Source organism: Curtobacterium sp. BRB10, assembly GCF_031844325.1.
Lineage (GTDB): Bacteria > Actinomycetota > Actinomycetes > Actinomycetales > Microbacteriaceae > Curtobacterium > Curtobacterium poinsettiae_A.
The window spans coordinates 232,438-250,905 of record NZ_JAUZVA010000003.1 but is presented as its reverse complement, the minus strand read 5'-3'; the positions used below and the strand labels follow the sequence as shown (position 1 = coordinate 250,905).

Here is an 18,468-nt window from a genome sequence, read left to right as displayed (position 1 = left end):
GGACCGAGTCCTGGGAGGCGCATCATGACGGACACCCGCGAAGAGCCGTCCGCGCCGAGCCGCCCGGGATCCGCCCCGCGGCCGTCGAGCCCGATCGGTCCGAACACCACCGGCAACCTCGGTTCCCTCCGCTCGCTGCTGCCGCGCCTGTTCTCGCGTGCGCAGCCGGCCGGTGCCGTGGACACGTTGATCCGCACGGTCCGCTCGCACCACCCCAAGGCCGACGTGACGCTCATCGAGCGGGCGTACTCGGTCGCCGAGCGCGCGCACGACGGGCAGAAGCGCAAGTCCGGTGAGCCGTACATCACGCACCCCGTCGCGGTCGCGCAGATCCTGGCCGACCTCGGCATCGGCACGATCACCATCGCTGCGGCGCTCCTGCACGACACCGTGGAGGACACCGACTACCAGCTCGACCAGCTGCGGGCCGACTTCGGCGACGAGATCGCGATGCTCGTCGACGGCGTCACGAAGCTCGACAAGGTCAAGTACGGCGACAGCGCGCAGGCCGAGACCGTCCGCAAGATGGTCATCGCCATGTCGAAGGACATCCGCGTCCTCGTCATCAAGCTCGCCGACCGCCTGCACAACGCCCGTACGTGGGGCTTCGTCGAGTCGACCTCCGCCACGCGCAAGGCGAAGGAGACGCTCGAGATCTACGCGCCGCTCGCACACCGGCTCGGCATCCAGATGATCAAGCTCGAGCTCGAGGACCTGTCGTTCGCGGTCCTGCACCCGAAGCTCTACGTCGAGATCGACAGCCTGGTCAAGGAACGCCAGCCGAAGCGCGAGCAGTTCGTCCAGAACGTCATCGGGACCCTGAAGAAGGACCTGAAGGCCGCCAAAGTCCGTGGTGACGTCATGGGCCGGCCGAAGCAGTACTACTCGATCTACCAGAAGATGATCGTGCGGGGTCGTGAGTTCGACGAGATCTACGACCTCGTCGGCATCCGCGTGCTCGTGCCGACCGTGCGCGACTGCTACGCCATGCTCGGATCGGTGCACGCCCGGTGGACCCCGCTGCCCGGTCGCTTCAAGGACTACATCGCGACCCCCAAGTTCAACCTGTACCAGTCGCTGCACACCACGGTGCTCGGACCGCAGGGTCGCGCGGTCGAGATCCAGATCCGCACGCACGAGATGCACCAGCGCGCCGAGTTCGGTGTCGCCGCACACTGGAAGTACAAACAGCGCGCTGCCGGCCGTGACGCCGGCACCTCGTCGACCACGGACGACCAGGACATGGCGTGGCTCGCCCACATCACCGACTGGCAGGCCGAGACCAGCGACCCTGGTGAGTTCCTGGACTCGCTGCGCTACGAGATCGGAGCCAAGGAGACCTACGTCTTCACGCCGCAGGGCAAGGTCATCGGTCTCCCCGCCGGAGCCACCCCGGTCGACTTCGCCTACGCGGTGCACACCGAGATCGGCCACCGCACCATGGGTGCGAAGGTCAACGGCCGCCTCGTCCCGCTCGAGAGCCAGCTGTCGAGCGGCGACGTCGTCGAGATCTTCACGTCGAAGAACCCCGACTCCGGCCCCTCGCAGGACTGGCTGCAGTTCGTCCGCAGCCCCCGCGCGCGCAACAAGATCAAGCAGTGGTTCACCAAGGAGCGCCGCGAAGAGGCGATCGAGCAGGGTCGCGACGCCATCGCCCGGGCCATGCGCAAGCAGAACCTGCCGCTCCAGCGCATCATGAGCCAGGACAGCATCGCCGAGGTCGCCTCGTCGATGCGGTACGAGGACGTCTCCGCCCTGTACGCCGCCATCGGCGAAGGACACGTCTCGACCCAGTCGGTGATCGAGAAGGTCCTCGGCAACGTCCAGACCGAAACCGAGACGGACGAACCGGAACTCGCGTTCCCGCGCCAGGTCACCAGTCGACAGCTGCGGACGAGTGACAGCGGCGTGCTGGTCCGCGGTGCGCCCGACATCCTCGTCAAGCTCGCGAAGTGCTGCACGCCGGTACCGGGCGACCAGATCGTGGGCTTCATCACCCGCGGCCAGGGCGTCTCGGTGCACCAGTCGTCGTGCACCAACGTGAAGTCGCTCATGAACGAACCCGACCGAATGATCGAGGTCGAGTGGGCCCCGTCGTCGAAGTCGGTGTTCCTGGTGCAGATCCAGATCGAGGCGCTCGATCGGTCGGGCCTGCTCAGCGACGTCACCCGGGTGCTGACCGACCACCACGTGAACATCCTGTCCGCGACGGTGTCGACCTCGTCCGACCGGCTCGCGCTCAGCCGGTTCGTGTTCGAGATGGGCGACACCATCCACCTCGACCGTGTGCTCAACGCGGTGCGACGCATCGACGCCGTCTACGACGTCTACCGCGTCAGCGCCGGCTAGCGGCGGGGCCCCGCGCGGCCCGTCCGTCGACCGGTCACGAACCATCGGCCGCGGCCCCGCCAACCGACGGTCCGCGACCACTCGGCGAACGCGAGCGGGGTGTCCTGGCCGCCCCCACGCGCCCGGCCGGAGGCCCGTGGCAGCCCCGCCCCGCGCCTCCTGCCCGTCGACCGGTCACGACTCGTCGCACGGGAACCGTCGACCGGTCACGACCCGTCGGCCGCCGCCCCGCCAACCGACGGTTCGTGACCGTCCGGCGAACGTGAGCGGGGTGTTGTGACCGCCCGCGCCCCCGACCCCCGACCACCGCACTACCGGACCGCACCCCCAGCCGCGTCCTGCAGCCCCTGCAGCCCCCGCAACCGCCGCTCGGCCTGCCGCACCATCGGGATCGTCCCGAGGGACCGCAGGCGCGTCTGCAGCTCAGCAGCGGTGACCGCCCCGATCGCGAGCAGCCCGTGCACGGCCATCGCCTCGGCCACCCCGAACGCACCAGCCGAGGGGCCCGGCGTCCGGAGCAGGTCGACCGCGGTCCGCGCCGGCAGCGTGACCCGCAGCTGCCCGAGCTCGGCGGTGTCGTCGACGTCGATCCGCACCTCCCGCAGGCGGACGTCCGGACCGACGTGCACGCGGACCTGCGGTGGGATGCAGGCCTCGAGCGGCACCGACGGCCGGGACACCGCTCCCCAGATCCACGCGGCGGTCAGGGTGCAGGCGATCAGGCGCGCGTCCCGCAGGACCCAGGCGGCAGCGGCGGCACGCAGCGACGGCGTCTGCGGTTCGGCAGGGGAGGCCCAGCAGGGACCGACGGCGACCAGTTCGCCGGCCAGGACGGCCGCACGCAGCTCGGGTTCCGGCCAGTCGTCACTGGTCAGGAGTCGCGGGCGGGGCACCCGCACATCCTGCCCGACCTGCGGACGCGGCCGACAGGCCTGTGGACAAGCCACGGACCGGCCAGGAGGCGCGTGGCAGCCAGCACCGCGCCTCCCGGCCGTCGTCGGTCATGTCCAGGGCGTGAGCCGCGTCGACGACGCGACCACCCGCCGGCCGCGCCCCAGACCGGGCCCGGCCGGGGGCGACGCGCGCGCTCAGCGCAGGACGTCGGCGCGGTGCACGAGCGCCGCCGCACCGATGAGCGGACCGTCCTGGGACAACCCGGTCGGCACGATCTGCACCTTCGTCACGAACCCGAACTCGACGCGCTCCGCCACGGCCTGCCGGGCGTACTCGAACAGGTCCGGCGTGACGTGCGAGAACCCGCCGCCGATGGCGACGATCTCGAGGTCGACCAGGCTCGTGGCGGCGGCGATGGCCTGCCCGAGGGCACGGCCGCTCCGCTTGACCGCGGCGACGGCGATCTCGTCGCCGGCGGCGTACGCGGCCGAGAGCTCCTCGCCGGTCGTGCCGGCGAAGCCCTGACGACGTGCCCAGGCCACGGTCTTCGGGCCGCTGGCGATCGCCTCGAGGCAACCGGTTCCCCCGCAGGCGCAGGGATCGTCGTAGCCGCCGCACTCGACGTGGCCGATGTGTCCGGCGTTGCCCGTCGGTCCGCTGACGGTGCGACCGTGCAGGATGAGCCCGCCGCCGACACCGGTGGACACGATCATGCCCATGACGTGGTCCGAGCCCTGGGCCGCGCCGACCCAGTGCTCGGCGAGGGTGATCGCCAGGCCGTCCATGCGGAGCGTCACCGGGACGCTGCCGGGCACGAGCGCCGCGATCCGGTCGCGCAGCGGGTGGCCGCGCCAGACCGGCATGTTGAGCGGGGAGACGAGGCCGTGCTCCTCGTCGACGGGCCCGGCGGAACCGATGCCCACGCCGACGAGCGTCGCGTCGGCCGGCAGCGCGCCGAGCGCGGCCGTGACGACCTCGTCGACGGCGGCCTGCAGCTCGTCGGAGGTGCGCTGCGGCCCGGTGGGGCTGCGGAACCGGGTCGCCGGGAGCACGACGCCCTGGTCGGTGACGAGCGCGGCCTCGACCTTCGTGCCGCCGAGGTCGACGGCCAGGGCGAGGGCGGGGGACTGGGGTGCGGTGCTGGACATGCGCGCTCCGATGCGGCGGTCTGGAGGCACGGTGCGGGTCGCCGACGCGTCGTCGCGTCCGGTGGGCACCGGCCTGGTCATGGTGGGTCGTGCTGGGTGGGGTGGGTCAGGTGGGCTGGACGCGCCGGGTCAGCTCGGTCCGCTCAGCTCGGTCGGCCCAGCCCGGTCGGCTTAGCTCGGTCGGTTCAGTAGGACGTCGTGTCGTCGCCGAGCGCCGAGGCGGCACCCGTCTCGGCGCGGTGCGCGACCTCGTCGAGGATGCGGGCGGATGCGCTCGTGCCGATGCGGTCGGCACCCGCCTCGACCATCTCGAGCAGGGTGTCGAGCCCGCGGACGCCGCCGGACGCCTTCACGCCGGTGTCGGCACCGACCGTGCGGCGCATGAGGGCGATGTGCTCGGCCGTCGCGCCGCCGCCGGCGAACCCGGTCGAGGTCTTCACGAAGGCGGCCCCGGCGGTCTGTGCCGCACGCGACGCCGCGACGATCTCGTCGTCGGTCAGGAACGCGGTCTCGAGGATCACCTTGACGACGGTGTCGCCGGCGGCGTCGACGACCGCGCGGACGTCCTGCTCGACGCGCTGCCAGTCACCCGACTTCGCGGCACCGATGTTCTGCACCATGTCGAGCTCGAACGCGCCGTCGGCCAGGGCCTGCAGCGACTCGGCGACCTTCGCGGCGGTGGACGTGGTGCCGTGCGGGAAGCCGATCACGGTGCCGACGCCGACGCCGGTGCCCGTGAGGCGCTCGACGGCGTGGGCGACGTCGCTCGGACGGACGCAGACGCTGAAGACGCGGTGAGCGGCGGCTTCGTCGAGCTGGGCGTCGACGTCCGCGCGGGTGAGTTCGGGCTTCAGGATCGCGTGGTCGATGAGGCCGCGGACGGCATCGACGGTGACGGGGAAGGCTGCGTTGTCCACCCGGCAAGCCTACCCGTCAGGCGTGCCGCGTAGCGTGCAGGGCATGCAGGTCCTCGTCACCGGCGCCACCGGGTACATCGGTGGTCGTCTCGTCCCTCGTCTCCTCGAAGCCGGCCACTCCGTCCGGGTGTTCGTGCGCAACCCCCGGAAGCTCCAGGACGTCCCGTGGAGCAGCGACGTCGACGTCGCGGAGGGTGATCTCCAGGACGCCGACGCGGTGCGCGCCGCCGTCGACGGGATCGAGGCGGTCTACTACCTTGCCCACGCGATGGGGGCCGACGGCGACTTCGAGTCGGCCGAGCGCGAAGCCGCCGAGACCATGGCGAGCGAGGCGAACGCGGCTGGTGTCAGCCGGTTCGTCTACCTGGGCGGGCTCCACCCCGACGGGGAGCTGTCCAAGCACCTCCGCAGCCGCAAGGAGGTGGGCGAGATCCTCCTCGGCTCCGGCGTGCCGACGGTCGCGTACCAGGCGGGCGTCGTGATCGGCTCGGGCAGCACCTCGTTCGAGATGATCCGGCACCTGACCGACGTCCTGCCGTGGATGCCCGCGCCGCGCTGGGTCCGCAACCACATCCAGCCGATCGCGGTGCGCGACGTCCTGTACTACCTGGTGGCCGCGCTCGACGTCCCCGCCGACGTCAACCGCACCTTCGACATCGGCGGCCCCGACGTCCTGCGGTACGGCCAGATGCTGAACGGCTACGCGGTCGAGGCGAAGCTGCCCCAGCGCCCGATCACGGTCCTGCCGGTGCTCACCCCGCGTCTCGCCGCGCACTGGTTCAACGCCGTCACCCCGATCCCGCGCAAGCTCGCGACGCCGATCATCGAGTCGCTGCAGTTCGAGTGCGTGCAGCGCGAGCACGACATCGACGACGTCGTGCCGCAGCCCGAGGGCGGGCTCACCTCGTACCGGCGGGCCGTCCGTCTGGCGCTCAACAAGATGCGGTCCGGTCAGGTCGAGACGAGCTGGCGCAGCGCGACGCTCTCGAGCGCCTCGGCCGACCCGATGCCGAACGACCCCGACTGGGCCGGGCACACGGTCTACGTCGACGACCGGAAGCGGCACTCCAGTGCGTCCGCCGAGGACGTCTGGCGCGTCGTCGAGTCGATCGGCGGCGAGAACGGCTGGTACTCGTTCCCGCTCGCCTGGGTGGCCCGCGGCTGGATGGACAAGATCGCCGGCGGTGTGGGGCTGAACCGCGGTCGTCGTGACCAGCAGCGCCTCGAGCAGGGCGACGCGCTCGACTGGTGGCGCGTCGAACGCCTGGAGCGCGGCCGCTACCTGCGGCTCCGCGCCGAGTTCAAGTCGCCCGGCCGTGCGTGGCTCGAGATGACCGTCACGCCGAACCCCGACGGTGGCAGTGACTACCACCAGCGGGCGATCTACTTCCCGCAGGGGCTCGCCGGGCGGCTGTACTGGTACGGCATCCTGCCGTTCCACGGCATCATCTTCCCCGGTATGGTCGAGCGCATCACCGCCGCCGCCGAGCGGGAGTCCGACCACACCGAATCCACGCAGCGCAACCGGACGCAGCAGACCGGGACCCCTGAGCCGGCGCACGAGGAGGCAGCATGACCGACGACCGCAGCCCCGTCCTCTTCCTGGGGGACAGCATCACCGAACAGGGCGACTGGGACACGTGGCTCCCCGACGAGTACACGCTGAACCAGGGCATCGGTGGCGACACGACCGACGGCGTGCTGACGCGCCTCGACGCCGTCGTCGCCGAACAGCCCGAGGTGATCGTGCTGCTCATCGGCACGAACGACTTCGGCAACCACCGCGCCAGCGCCGAGCACGTGGTCCGCAACGTCGAGACCATCCTCGTCACGCTCCGCCGCGAGCTGCCGGGCGTGCGCCTGCTGCTCGTGTCGATCCTGCCCAGGCAGGCCGAGTACGCCGCGAAGATCGAGCAGGCCAACCGGCACCTCCGTCAGTTCGTCGCGACGTGTCACGCGCAGTACCTCGACGCCTGGCCGGCCCTGGCCGACGGCGACCACCTCGACGCACGTTTCACCGAAGACGGCCTGCACCTGACCGAAGAGGGCTACCGCGCGCTGGTCGGTGAACTGGTGCCGGCGCTCGAGCGCGTCCGTGACCTGCCGCCGATGTCGCGGTCGATCCAGGCGATCGACCTCGACGGCTCCGCGGACTGATGGCCGCACGCAAGGGGCGGCCCCCGGTGGGGTCGTCCCAGCACGGCGTGCCCGCCGGGTCCCCTCGACCCGCAGCCGCCGCACCGGCCAACGGCGCCCGGACCACGCCACCCTTCACCCGCCCCGCACTGGCGCCGTCGATGATCGCGGCGATCGTGCTGCTCGCGTGTGTCGCCATCGTGGACTCGTCGGGCTTCGTCTTCGCCCGCTGGGGTGTCACGGTGCTCGCGCTCATCGTGCTCGTCTTCAGCGTGCGCGGGAAGGCCTGGTGGGCTGCCCTGCTCATGGCCGCCGTCGCCGTCTGCTGGAACCCGCTCGTCACGGTGCCGATCCCCGGACAGGTGTGGGCAGCACTGCAGCTGGTGGCAGCCGCACTGTTCATCGTGGTGGGCATCGTCGTCAAGGTGCCCCGCGAGTCGGACGGACGGTAGGATCGGCAGGTCGGGTACAGGACCCGACCGCACGACCCGAAGGGCATGGATGAACGACGAGACCGAGCCGGTGACCGAGAGTCCTCTGCTGAACCCTCGACCGTCCTCCGGCGGTCTCGACCGATCCGACGTCGTCGTCCGCAAGGGGCGACTGACGCTCATCAACGGACACCTCACACCGCAGCAGTCGATGATCGAGGACCTGCTGTTCCTCGACGACGCGCTCACCGCGGCTGACGTCGACCACCTGCTCATCCGCGGCAACGACCAGCGTCCGGTGATCGCCCTCGACGAGCGTGACCGTCAGCGTGCCGAGAGCGCCGTGATGTCCGCGGCCGTCAACGAGCCCTTCTACGCGAAGCCCCCGGGCAAGCCTGCCGTGCTCGTGCAGGACGACGGACTCGGCTCCGTCGAGGAACCCGTGCTCCGCGTGTTCCGACCGCGGCTCGAGCCCCTCGGGCGTCTGCGGTACGGCGCAGAGACGAGCGTCCAGCTCGAGTTCTGGCGGGTCACCGACACCGAGGTCCTCGCACCCGTCGAGAACGCCCTGATGCGGCGCAGTCTGCCGATCGAGGAGTTCGTCCTCGTCGACATCGAGCGCTACGGCCGCACCTGGCGCACCGTCGAGCACATGTTCGACGACCACGTCTCGGACATCCGCTTCCCGATCGACATCGTCTTCTCGTGGGTCGACGGCAACGCCATCGAGTACCAGCGTGCCCGCCAGGCCGCGCAGTCGAACGCCGTCCTGGGGGAGGGCGACGATGCCCCTGCCCGGTTCCGGCAGATCGACGAGCTGAAGTACGCGCTCCGCTCGGTGCACACCTTCGCGCCGTGGATCCGCCAGATCTACATCGCAACGGACTCCCCGGCACCGCACTGGCTCGCCGAGCACCCGAAGGTCCGGATCGTCCGCAGCGAGGAGTTCTTCGCCGACCCGTCGGTGCTGCCGACCCACAACTCGCAGGCCGTCGAGTCACAGCTGCACCACATCCCGGGCATCAGCGAGCACTTCATCTACTCGAACGACGACATGTTCTTCGGGCGCTTGACCGACCCGTCGATGTTCTTCAGCCCCGGATCCGTGACGAAGTTCATCCTCGCCACCACCCGCATCGGGCTCGGGTCGAACAACCCCGCACGCAGCGGTTTCGAGAACTCCGCCCGCGTGAACCGTCGCCTGCTGCAGCAGCGCTTCGGTGCGGTGACGACCCGGCACCTCGAGCACGCTCCGACGCCCCTGCGTGCCTCGATCATGACCGAGATGGAGCACGAGTTCGCTGACGAGTTCGCGTCGACGGCAGCCTCGCGCTTCCGGGCCGCGGACAACATCTCGGTGACGAATTCGTTGTACCACTACTACTCGCTGCTCACCGGGCGCGCCATCGTGCAGGAGAACGCCGACGTCCGGTACATCGACACGACGATGCAGTCCGGGCTCCGGTCACTCGACGAGCTGCTGAAGAAGCGGAACGCCGACTTCTTCTGCCTCAACGACGGCAGCTTCCCGGAGGTCAGCGACGACGAGCGCACGCAGCGCGTGACGGACTTCCTGGAGCGCTACTTCCCGTTCCCCGCGCCGTGGGAGCGCCCCAGCGATGAGGGCGCGCCAGCGGCCTGCTGAGGCGCTCCGGGCGAGCCTGCGAGCCCGGTCCCACGGGGCGATGAGGACGCGCCAGCGGCCTGCTGGGGCGCTCCGGGCGGGCCTGCGAGCCCGGTCCCACGCCGGAACCCAGCCACCGGGTTCGGGCCCTCCATCGGCCTCGACCGGTCGCCCCACCCCGCCAACCCCACGCCGACCGGTCACAGACCGTCGCCTCCGCCGCCCGCAACCAACGGAACGTGACCACGCTTCGCAGGCCGTGCGGGGTGTCGCGACCACCCCGCGTGCCGGGAGGCGCGAGTCGGCGCCGCCACGGGCCTCCCGGCCGTCCTGCGTGCCGTCGGGACGTACACGCCGGCGCGCGGTCAGGTCACCCCGCCGGTTGCCCGTCGAGCGGTCACGAACCGTTGCGTGCGGTGCCGCCAGACGACGCATCGTGACCACGCGACGTTGCACGCGTGGGGAGTCGTGACCGCTCGTCGCTCGGGGCGTAGGACGCCCGCACCCGCCTGGTGAGCAGAAGAGGTCGGGTCCGCATGACGGACCCGACCTCTTCTGCACTCGTGGTGCGCGACTCCTCGCGCGCGGCGCTACCGGTGAACGGGGGAGACGGGCACCGAGTCGAGCGTGAACACCGGGATGCTCGAGGTGACCGGTGCCGGCTCGACGGCCGCCGGGATCGTCACGCCGTGCGCGGCGAGTTTCGCTTCGGTTTCGAGCGCAGACACGGGCTGTCCGACGGTGGCGTAGTGGCCGATCGGCACCACCGAGTGGACGACGTTGCGCCCGTAGACGTGCACGAGGTTGAACGACTGCGCACCGTCGCGGCCGCGGGTACCGCCCTGGTACTCGGTGAGGTCCTGGGTGTAGCAGGTGGCGCTGGCGACGGACACCGGGATGCCGGCGAACACGGCACTGGTCGAGTAGTGCAGGTGACCGGCGATGATGGCGAGGACGTCGCTGCCCTCGACGACTTCGGCAAGGGCCTGCTGGTCGCGCAACTCGACGAGGACGGTGAGGTCTTGGACGCTCGGCACCGGCGGATGGTGCATCGCCAGGATGGTGCCGTGCGGCGCTGCCTCGGACAGGACCTCGGCGAGCCAGTCGAGCTGGTCGGGGGAGACCTCGCCGTGGTGGTGACCGGGCACGCTCGTGTCGAGCGTGATCACACGGAGACCGTTGACGTCGTACACGAAGTCGACCGGGCGATCGGTGGGCTGCAGGCCGAAGAGCTCCTGACGGAAGGCGCCGCGCTCATCGTGGTTGCCCATCGCCCAGATGATCTGCGCACCGATCCGCTGGGCGGCCGGCTCGAGGATCTCGCGCACACGGGCGTACGCGCCCGGCTCGCCCTTGTCGGCCACGTCGCCGGTGACGACGATCGCTTCGGGACGCGTGCCCGAGGCTTCGATGTCAGCGACGATCTGCGTGAGCCGGGCGGCCGAGTCGACGTCGCCGTACAGGTCGCGGTCCCCGGAGACGAGGTGCGTGTCGCTGAGGTGGAGGAGGAAGTGGTTCGGCCTGGGGTGTTCGGCCGTCCGGCTGTCCATCGGGGTCTCATTCCGTTGGCGGATGCGTGGTGCAACACGTTGCCACACCGTCCTGGACGAGTCCAGCACGCGAGGGTGAACCAGCCGTGAACTGGGGGCGGCGTGTTGCCCTGTGCACGAAGAAACCCCCGTCACTTCGTGACGGGGGTTGCTTCGTGCGCTACCGATCAGTGATCGCCGGGGCCGACCTGGGGAGCCTGGTGGCCACCCTCGAGGTTCGGGCCGTGGTGCGCGGCGTGCGCTGCCTCGAGCTCGGCCTTCGAGACCGGCTCGATGCGGTCTTCGAAGAAGAAGCGGGAGACGCCGGCGCGGACCTTCTGCAGACCCGTGATCTTGCCCTTGGCGTTCGGGCGGATCATGAGCGGCTTGTACTCGTTGAACTGCAGGAGCTTCCACCGCTCGTACTCGTCGAGCTGCTCGTGCACCTCGATGTACTCGCCGTGGGGGAGTCGGACGATGCGCCCCGACTCGTAGCCGTGCAGGACGATCTCGCGGTCCTTCTTCTGGAGGGCGAGGCACACGCGCTTGGTGATCCAGAAGGCGATGAACGGACCGAGGACCGTCGTTGCCTGGATCACGTGGATCACGTGTTCGATCGACACCAGGAAGTGCGTCGCGATGATGTCCGACGAGGCTGCCGCCCAGAGGCTGGCGTAGAGCGTGATGCCAGCGGCACCGAACGCCGTGCGCGTCGGGGCGTTGCGCGGGCGGTCGAGGATGTGGTGCTCACGCTTGTCGCCCGTGACCCACGCCTCGATGAAGGGGTAGAGCAGGATCGCCAGGATGAGCAGCACCAGGACCGCGATCGGCGCCAGGATGTTGAACGACACCGTGTAGCCGAACCACACGACCTCCCAGTGCGGCGGGACCAGTCGGAGCGCGCCGTCGGCGAAGCCGATGTACCAGTCGGGCTGGGTACCGGCGGAGACCGGGGAGGGGTCGTACGGGCCGTAGTTCCAGATCGGGTTGATCGTGAACAGCGACGCGATGAGGGCCAGGATGCCCGCGACGATGAAGAAGAACCCACCGGCCTTCGCGGCGAACGCCGGGAGGATCGGGACACCGACGACGTTCTCGTTGGTCTTGCCCGGACCCGCGAACTGCGTGTGCTTGTTGATCACGACGAGCACGAGGTGGACACCGAGCACCGCGACGAGGATCGCCGGCAGCAGCAGGATGTGCAGCGTGTACAGGCGGCCGACGATGTCGGTCCCCGGGAACTCGCCACCGAACAGCAGGTAGGCGATCCAGACGCCGATCACCGGGACGCCCTCGATCATGCCGACGATGATCCGCAGCCCGTTCCCGGAGAGCAGGTCGTCGGGGAGCGAGTAGCCGGTGAAGCCCTCGGCCATGGCGAGGACCCAGAGCAGGAATCCGAAGACCCAGTTGAGCTCACGCGGCTTGCGGAAGGCACCGGTGAAGAACACTCGGGCCATGTGCAGCATGATCGACGCCACGAACAGCAGGGCCGCCCAGTGGTGGACCTGGCGGACGAAGAGCCCGCCGCGGATGTCGAACGAGATGTCGAGCGTGGACTGCAGGGCCGTCGACATCGCCACGCCCTTGAGGGGGACGTACGAGCCGTTGTAGACGACCTCGGTCATGGACGCCTGGAAGAAGAACGTCAGGAAGGTCCCGGAGAGCAGCACGACGACGAAGCTGTACAACGCCACCTCGCCGAGCATGAAGCTCCAGTGGTCCGGGAAGATCTTGCGGCCGACTTCCTTGACGAGGCCCGAGATGCTGGTGCGCTCGTCGATGTAGTTGGCGACCCCGCCGATGATGCGGGATCCGCGCTCCGGCGCCGGCTTGTTCGTCGACGTGTTCGGTGCGGTGGTGGTGGTGCTGGTCATCAGCGTTCACGCTCCCAGAAGGACGGTCCGACCGGCTCGTGGAAGTCGCTCTGGGCAACCAGGTAGCCGTCGTCGTCGATCGCGATCGGAAGTTGGGGGAGGGGGCGTGCTGCCGGACCGAAGATGACCTCGCAGTTGTTCGAGACATCGAAGGTCGACTGGTGGCACGGGCACAGCAGGTGGTGCGTCTGCTGTTCGTAGAGCGCGACGGGGCAACCGACGTGAGTGCAGATCTTGGAGTACGCGACGATGCCGTCGTAGCCCCAGTTCTCGTGACCCTTGGACGGGTTGAGGTCCTTCGGGTCGAGACGCATGAGGAGGACGGAGGCCTTGGCCTTCTCCTCCAGCATGTGCTCGGACTCGAGCATGCCCTCGGGGATGACGTGGAACACCGAACCGATGGTGACGTCGGAGGCCTTGATCGGCAGACCCGTCGGGTCCTTCGTCAGGCGCAGGCCCTGCTTCCAGAAGGTGTGGCGGAGCAGTTCGTTGGGGTCCTCGGCCGGAGCGAGGTCACGGACCAGGACGATGCCGGGGAGCGGGAACGCGGCCAGGGCACCGATCATCGAGTTGCGGATCAGCTTGCGACGGCTGAAACCCGACTCCTTGTCGGCGAGCTGGAACGCCTCGACCGCCTTGGCACGGGTCGCATCGGTGCCGCGGGTCCCGTGGCGGAGCTCGGTGATCTCGCGGTCGACGACGAGCGACTTCGACCAGTAGACGGCACCGAGGCCGAGGGCGAGGAGCGCGAGGGCGATCGACAGGCCCAGGAAGAGGTTCGCAGTACGGACCGTTCCGAAGTCGCTCGGGTCGATCGGGAAGGCGACGTAGGCCGCGATCGACAGGACGCTGCCGACGATCGACAGGTAGAAGTACGCGGCGACCTGGCGCTCGGCCAGACGCTGCTTCTTCGGGTCGACGTCGGTGCGACGCGGGCGGTGCGGCGGCTCGCCCGGGTTCTCGAACGGGTCGACGGGGAGGACCGCGATCCCGGGGGAGGTGGTCGTGCCGTGCTTCTCGACAGCCGAGGACGAGTTCAGCGTCTCGTCGTCGTGCTCTGCCATGGTGTTCCCTTCAGTGTCGTTCGACACGGACGATCAGTTGGACTTCGCGGTCAGCCAGACGGTCATCGCGACGACCGCGCCGAGTCCGAAGATCCAGATGAACAGACCCTCGGCGACCGGCCCCAGGGAGCCGAGTGCGAAGCCACCGGGGGACTTGTTGTCCTGCACGTACTTGAGGTACGTGATGATGTCGGCCTTCTGCTCCGGCGTCAGGTTCAGGTCGTTGAAGACCGGCATGTTCTGCGGGCCGGTGAGCATGGCCTCGTAGATGTGCTTGCCGGAGACCGTCTCGAGGTTCGGGGCGTACTTGCCCTCAGTCAGCGCGCCGCCGGCGCCGGCCACGTTGTGGCACATGGCGCAGTTGATGCGGAACAGCTCGGCGCCTTCGGCAGCGTCGCCGTCCTCACCGTTGGTGAGTTCGGTGGACGGGACCGACGGGCCGGGGCCGAGGGAAGCGACGTACTGCGCGAGCGCGTCGACCTGCTCGTCCGTGAACTGGGCGGGCTTCTCTTCTGCCTGCGGGCCCTGAGCGGCCATCGGCATGCGGCCGGTGCCGACCTGGAAGTCGACCGAGGCGGCGCCGACACCGATGAGGGACGGGCCCTCGCTCGTGCCCTGCGCGGAGAGACCGTGGCAGGTGGCGCAGTTCGAGGCGAAGAGCTTCTCGCCCTCGTTCACCTGCGACTGGCTCGATGCGGCGACGGTGCTCGTGCTGTCGTCGGCGTTCGCCGTGGAGCTGAACAGTGCGTACGCGCCACCGGTGGTCATGAGACCCACGACGATGAGCGACACGGTCGCCATCGGTGAACGGCGGCCCTTCTTGGACTTGGTTCTGTTGAACATGTGCTGGGGGGTGTCCAGTTCCTACTTGAGAAGGTAGATGACGGCGAAGAGGAAGATCCACACGACGTCGACGAAGTGCCAGTAGTACGACACGACGATGGCGGTGGTCGCTTCCTTGTGACCGAAGTTCTTGGCGGCGAAACCGCGGCCGAGCGTCAGCAGGAAGGCGATGAGGCCACCGGTCACGTGGAGTCCGTGGAACCCGGTGGTCATGTAGAACGCCGAGCCGTAGGCGCTGGAGGAGAGCGTCACGCCCTCGTGCCAGAGGTTGGCGTACTCGAAGATCTGGCCGCAGACGAAGATCGCGCCCATCGCGTAGGTGACGAAGAACCACTCCGTCATGCCCCAGTGGCGCGGGTTCCAGCTCGTCCGGTGCACCTGGAAGCGCTCCGCAGCGAACACCGCGAACTGGCAAGCGAAGCTGGACAGCACCAGGATGATCGTGTTCACGGAGGCGAAGGGCACCTCGAGCTTCGCGGTCTCGGTCGCCCAGAGCTCAGGGGACGTGCTGCGGAGCGTGAAGTAGATCGCGAACAGGCCGGCGAAGAACATGACCTCGCTGCCCAGCCACACGATCGTCCCCACGGCCACGGCGTTCGGCCTGTTGAGGGCCGGACCGCTGGCTGATCTGGAGAGAGAGGTGCTAGTCACGTCCTCCATTATGGCCGAAACCCCCGACAGTGTTTTCGCAGGAGACTGGCGGGTCTCTCGAATTCACTACGATCGAGCCATGCCTGACGCACTTTCTTGGCCAGCGGTGATCAGCGCGCTCATGGCGCGCGAAGACCTGACGATCAGGCAATCCACATGGGCCATGGAGGAGATCGTGCACGGGCGGGCCACCCAGGCACAGATCGCAGCCTTCGCCGTGACGCTCCGCGCGAAGGGCGAGACCGTCGACGAGGTCGTCGGGTTCCGCGACGCGATCCTGGACGCCGCGGTTCCGCTCGACGTCGACCCGATGGCGCTCGACATCGTGGGCACCGGTGGCGACGTGGTCGGCACCGTGAACGTCTCGACCATGGCGGCCATCGTGATCGCGGCTGCCGGGGTCCCGGTCGTCAAGCACGGCAACAAGGCCAGCTCGTCGAAGTCCGGCTCGAGCGACGTGCTCGCCGCCCTCGGACTCGATCTCACGATGGACGCCGCGCGTGTCGCGGACACCTTCCGGCGTGTCGGGCTGACGTTCGCCTTCGCCAACGCGTTCCACCCCGGTTTCGCCCACGCAGGCCCGGTCCGGCGCGAGATCGGCGTGCCGACGGTGTTCAACTTCCTCGGCCCGCTCGTCAACCCCGCGCGGTGTGAGGCCAACGCCGTGGGCGTCGCGCAGCTCGATCTCGTCCCGATCATCACGGGCGTGTTCCAGACGCGTGGCGCGACGGCCCTCGTGTTCCGCGGCGACGACGGTCTCGACGAGCTGACCACCACGGGGCACAGCCACATCTGGGAGGTCACCGGCGGCCGCGTGACCGAGCACGACCTCGACCCGCGCGACCTCGGCATCGCCCGGGCACGCACCGAGGACCTGCTCGGCGGCGACCCGGAGCACAACGCCGCCGTCGTCCACCGGGTGCTCGCGGGGGAGTCCGGACCCGTCCGCGACATCGTCCTGCTGAACGCCGCGGCCGGCCTCGTCTCGTTCCGGCTGGCACAGGACCCGAACGAGTCCGACCGGCCGATCCTGCAGCGCTTCCGCGAACAGCTCGTCGTCGCCGCCGAGGCGATCGACTCGGGCGCCGGTGCGCGCAAACTGGCTGATTGGGTCGGCGTAGCTCCCGCCGCGTAGTCCGCGCCGCTTCCGCCCGGCTCGCACCATGCGCGGTGCGTTGCCCGGTGCGAGCCTGGCGGCTCGGTGCTGCGCTGCGAGCGCGCACCGATCGGTCAGCGCTGCACCCGGTGAACAACCGCGCCCCGCGCCGTACCGTCGACCACCCGAACACCCGACCACTCGACGCCCGGCCGACCGCGACCGGCCCGCAGGAGACGCAACGCACAGGAGGCCCGGTGCCGGTTCCTGGAACCGGCACCGGGCCTCCCGTCGGTGCGATCAGTGCACGCGGTCAGCGTGCGCCTGCAGTGTCACTGCACGTCGTTACTGGACGTCCTCGTCGACCCAGTCGAAGGTCTTCGTGACGGCCTTCTTCCACAGACGGAGCGTGCGCTCGCGCTCGGCGTCGTCGAGCTGGGGCTCCCAGCGCTTGTCCTCCTGCCAGTTGGCACGGAGCTCGTCGAGGTTGGCCCAGAAGCCGACCGCGAGACCGGCAGCGTAGGCCGCACCGAGCGCGGTCGTCTCCGCGACGACCGGACGGACGACCGGCACGTTGAGGATGTCGGCCTGGAACTGCATGAGCTCGCTGTTCGCGGTCATGCCGCCGTCGACCTTGAGCTCGGTCAGGTCCACGCCGGAGTCGGCGTTGACCGCGTCGAGCACCTCGCGGGTCTGCAGCGCCGTGGCCTCGAGGGCGGCACGGGCGATGTGGCCCTTGTTGACGTAGCGGGTGAGGCCGACGATGGCACCGCGGGCGTCCGGGCGCCAGTACGGCGCGAAGAGCCCGGAGAACGCCGGTACGAAGTACACGCCGCCGTTGTCCTCGACGGTCTTGGCCAGGGCCTCGACCTCCGGGGCGCTCCCGATCAGACCGAGGTTGTCGCGGAGCCACTGGATGAGCGAGCCCGTGACGGCGATCGAACCCTCGAGGGCGTAGTGCGTCTCCTGGTCGCCGAGCTTGTAGCCGACGGTGGTGAGCAGGCCGTTCTCGGAGCGGACGATCTCGGTACCGGTGTTGAAGATCAGGAAGTTGCCGGTGCCGTACGTGTTCTTCGACTCGCCCTGGTCGAACGCGGCCTGACCGAAGGTCGCGGCCTGCTGGTCGCCGAGGATGCCGGCGATCGGGACCTCGCGCAGCAGGCTCGAGGACTCGACGTGGCCGTAGACCTCGGAGGAGCTGACGATCTCGGGGAGCATCGACTTCGGCACGCCGAAGTCGGCGAGGATGTCATCGCGCCACTGCAGCGTCTCGAGGTCCATGAACAGCGTGCGGGACGCGTTCGTGACGTCGGTCTTGTGGACGCCGCCGTCGACGCCACCGGTCAGGTTCCAGAGGACCCAGGTGTCGGTGGTGCCGAAGAGCAGGTCGCCCGCCTCGGCCTTCTCACGAGCACCCTCGACGTTCTCGAGGATCCACATGATCTTGGTCCCGGCGAAGTACGTCGCGAGCGGCAGGCCGACGATGGCCTTGTACTTGTCGGTGTCGCCGTCGGCGAGCTTGTCGACCAGCGCCTGCGTGCGGGTGTCCTGCCAGACGATCGCGTTGTAGATCGGCTTGCCGGTGGTCTTGTCCCACACGACGGCGGTCTCGCGCTGGTTGGTGATGCCGACGGCTGCGACGTCGTGGCGCGTGATGTCGGCACGCGACAGTGCCTGACCGATCACCTCGCGGGTGTTGTCCCAGATCTCGGCGGGGTCGTGCTCGACCCACCCGGCGCGCGGGAAGATCTGCTCGTGTTCCTTCTGCCCGGTCGAGATGATCGAACCGGAGTGGTCGAACACGATTGCTCGGGTCGAGGTCGTGCCCTGGTCGATGGCGACGATGTAGTCGGCCATTGGTGCTCCTTACGGGTGTGTTCGGTGCGGGTGCGTGTTCGGTCGTACGGAA

15 protein-coding genes are annotated in these 18,468 nt (G+C 69.4%); 6 read left to right on the top strand and 9 right to left on the bottom strand.

What is annotated here, in order from left to right; translation table 11 throughout:
* Positions 1–24: 24 nt before the first annotated feature.
* Positions 25–2,349, top strand: coding sequence for a bifunctional (p)ppGpp synthetase/guanosine-3',5'-bis(diphosphate) 3'-pyrophosphohydrolase (locus Q9R26_RS07945; protein ID WP_228513657.1), 2,325 nt, complete (start codon positions 25–27; stop codon positions 2,347–2,349).
* Between the two features lie 311 nt (positions 2,350–2,660).
* Here Q9R26_RS07945 and Q9R26_RS07940 read toward each other — a convergent pair whose 3' ends face one another.
* The 3 genes from Q9R26_RS07940 to deoC form a co-directional block, all read right to left on the bottom strand.
* Positions 2,661–3,242 carry a hypothetical protein gene (locus tag Q9R26_RS07940; RefSeq protein ID WP_311226958.1) on the bottom strand — a complete coding sequence of 194 codons (582 nt, stop codon included), beginning with the start codon at positions 3,240–3,242 and terminating at the stop codon, positions 2,661–2,663.
* A gap of 195 nt (positions 3,243–3,437) precedes the next feature.
* On the bottom strand, positions 3,438–4,391 hold the full coding sequence (locus Q9R26_RS07935) for an ROK family protein (RefSeq protein ID WP_311226957.1): 954 nt from the start codon (positions 4,389–4,391) through the stop codon (positions 3,438–3,440).
* Between the two features lie 185 nt (positions 4,392–4,576).
* On the bottom strand, positions 4,577–5,308 hold the full coding sequence (gene deoC, locus Q9R26_RS07930; protein WP_111223670.1) for a deoxyribose-phosphate aldolase: 732 nt from the start codon (positions 5,306–5,308) through the stop codon (positions 4,577–4,579).
* A gap of 43 nt (positions 5,309–5,351) precedes the next feature.
* Here deoC and Q9R26_RS07925 point away from each other — a divergent pair, with 43 nt between their 5' ends.
* The 4 genes from Q9R26_RS07925 to Q9R26_RS07910 are packed head-to-tail and all read left to right on the top strand — an operon-like array spanning position 5,352 to position 9,520.
* Entirely contained in the window at positions 5,352–6,884 is a 1,533-nt protein-coding gene (locus Q9R26_RS07925) for an SDR family oxidoreductase (RefSeq protein WP_247737742.1), read from the top strand.
* The gene (locus Q9R26_RS07920) at positions 6,881–7,465 is read left to right on the top strand and encodes a GDSL-type esterase/lipase family protein (RefSeq protein WP_311226956.1); all 585 of its coding nucleotides are present in this window, start codon (positions 6,881–6,883) and stop codon (positions 7,463–7,465) included. The genes Q9R26_RS07925 and Q9R26_RS07920 overlap by 4 nt, the downstream gene beginning before the upstream one ends.
* A complete protein-coding gene (locus Q9R26_RS07915; RefSeq protein WP_182065019.1) occupies positions 7,465–7,896 on the top strand; it encodes a DUF6804 family protein in 432 nt (143 codons plus the stop codon). The genes Q9R26_RS07920 and Q9R26_RS07915 overlap by 1 nt, the downstream gene beginning before the upstream one ends.
* 49 nt (positions 7,897–7,945) lie before the next feature.
* Entirely contained in the window at positions 7,946–9,520 is a 1,575-nt protein-coding gene (locus tag Q9R26_RS07910; RefSeq protein WP_311226955.1) for a stealth conserved region 3 domain-containing protein, read from the top strand.
* Positions 9,521–10,089: 569 nt separating this feature from the next.
* On the opposite strand, the gene Q9R26_RS07905 is transcribed toward Q9R26_RS07910, so the two are convergent.
* From Q9R26_RS07905 to Q9R26_RS07885, 5 genes are all read right to left on the bottom strand, one after another.
* Positions 10,090–11,049: a phosphodiesterase gene (locus tag Q9R26_RS07905; protein WP_182065021.1), complete on the bottom strand. Its 960-nt coding sequence runs from the start codon at positions 11,047–11,049 to the stop codon at positions 10,090–10,092.
* A 167-nt stretch (positions 11,050–11,216) separates the two neighbouring features.
* A complete protein-coding gene (locus Q9R26_RS07900) occupies positions 11,217–12,905 on the bottom strand; it encodes a ubiquinol-cytochrome c reductase cytochrome b subunit (protein WP_071403835.1) in 1,689 nt (562 codons plus the stop codon).
* Positions 12,905–13,969 carry a ubiquinol-cytochrome c reductase iron-sulfur subunit gene (locus Q9R26_RS07895; RefSeq protein WP_027465615.1) on the bottom strand — a complete coding sequence of 355 codons (1,065 nt, stop codon included), beginning with the start codon at positions 13,967–13,969 and terminating at the stop codon, positions 12,905–12,907. The genes Q9R26_RS07900 and Q9R26_RS07895 overlap by 1 nt, the downstream gene beginning before the upstream one ends.
* A gap of 33 nt (positions 13,970–14,002) precedes the next feature.
* Entirely contained in the window at positions 14,003–14,812 is an 810-nt protein-coding gene (locus Q9R26_RS07890; RefSeq protein WP_182065022.1) for a cytochrome c, read from the bottom strand.
* 21 nt (positions 14,813–14,833) lie between these two features.
* Positions 14,834–15,472 carry a heme-copper oxidase subunit III gene (locus Q9R26_RS07885; protein ID WP_027465617.1) on the bottom strand — a complete coding sequence of 213 codons (639 nt, stop codon included), beginning with the start codon at positions 15,470–15,472 and terminating at the stop codon, positions 14,834–14,836.
* Between the two features lie 70 nt (positions 15,473–15,542).
* Here Q9R26_RS07885 and trpD point away from each other — a divergent pair, with 70 nt between their 5' ends.
* A complete protein-coding gene (gene trpD / locus Q9R26_RS07880; protein ID WP_311226954.1) occupies positions 15,543–16,598 on the top strand; it encodes an anthranilate phosphoribosyltransferase in 1,056 nt (351 codons plus the stop codon).
* Between the two features lie 306 nt (positions 16,599–16,904).
* On the opposite strand, the gene glpK is transcribed toward trpD, so the two are convergent.
* The gene (glpK, locus tag Q9R26_RS07875; RefSeq protein ID WP_182065024.1) at positions 16,905–18,416 is read right to left on the bottom strand and encodes a glycerol kinase GlpK; all 1,512 of its coding nucleotides are present in this window, start codon (positions 18,414–18,416) and stop codon (positions 16,905–16,907) included.
* Positions 18,417–18,468 lie beyond the last annotated feature (52 nt).

Coding starts and splice junctions, on each gene's coding strand:
- Q9R26_RS07935 (WP_311226957.1), bottom strand. CDS start 4,391: ATGTCCAGCACCGCACCCCAGTCCCCCGCCCTCGCCCTGGCCGTCGAC.
- trpD (WP_311226954.1), top strand. CDS start 15,543: ATGCCTGACGCACTTTCTTGGCCAGCGGTGATCAGCGCGCTCATGGCG.
- Q9R26_RS07945 (WP_228513657.1), top strand. CDS start 25: ATGACGGACACCCGCGAAGAGCCGTCCGCGCCGAGCCGCCCGGGATCC.
- Q9R26_RS07895 (WP_027465615.1), bottom strand. CDS start 13,969: ATGGCAGAGCACGACGACGAGACGCTGAACTCGTCCTCGGCTGTCGAG.
- Q9R26_RS07900 (WP_071403835.1), bottom strand. CDS start 12,905: ATGACCAGCACCACCACCACCGCACCGAACACGTCGACGAACAAGCCG.
- Q9R26_RS07925 (WP_247737742.1), top strand. CDS start 5,352: ATGCAGGTCCTCGTCACCGGCGCCACCGGGTACATCGGTGGTCGTCTC.
- Q9R26_RS07915 (WP_182065019.1), top strand. CDS start 7,465: ATGGCCGCACGCAAGGGGCGGCCCCCGGTGGGGTCGTCCCAGCACGGC.
- Q9R26_RS07910 (WP_311226955.1), top strand. CDS start 7,946: ATGAACGACGAGACCGAGCCGGTGACCGAGAGTCCTCTGCTGAACCCT.
- Q9R26_RS07890 (WP_182065022.1), bottom strand. CDS start 14,812: ATGTTCAACAGAACCAAGTCCAAGAAGGGCCGCCGTTCACCGATGGCG.
- Q9R26_RS07905 (WP_182065021.1), bottom strand. CDS start 11,049: ATGGACAGCCGGACGGCCGAACACCCCAGGCCGAACCACTTCCTCCTC.
- Q9R26_RS07920 (WP_311226956.1), top strand. CDS start 6,881: ATGACCGACGACCGCAGCCCCGTCCTCTTCCTGGGGGACAGCATCACC.
- glpK (WP_182065024.1), bottom strand. CDS start 18,416: ATGGCCGACTACATCGTCGCCATCGACCAGGGCACGACCTCGACCCGA.
- Q9R26_RS07885 (WP_027465617.1), bottom strand. CDS start 15,472: ATGGAGGACGTGACTAGCACCTCTCTCTCCAGATCAGCCAGCGGTCCG.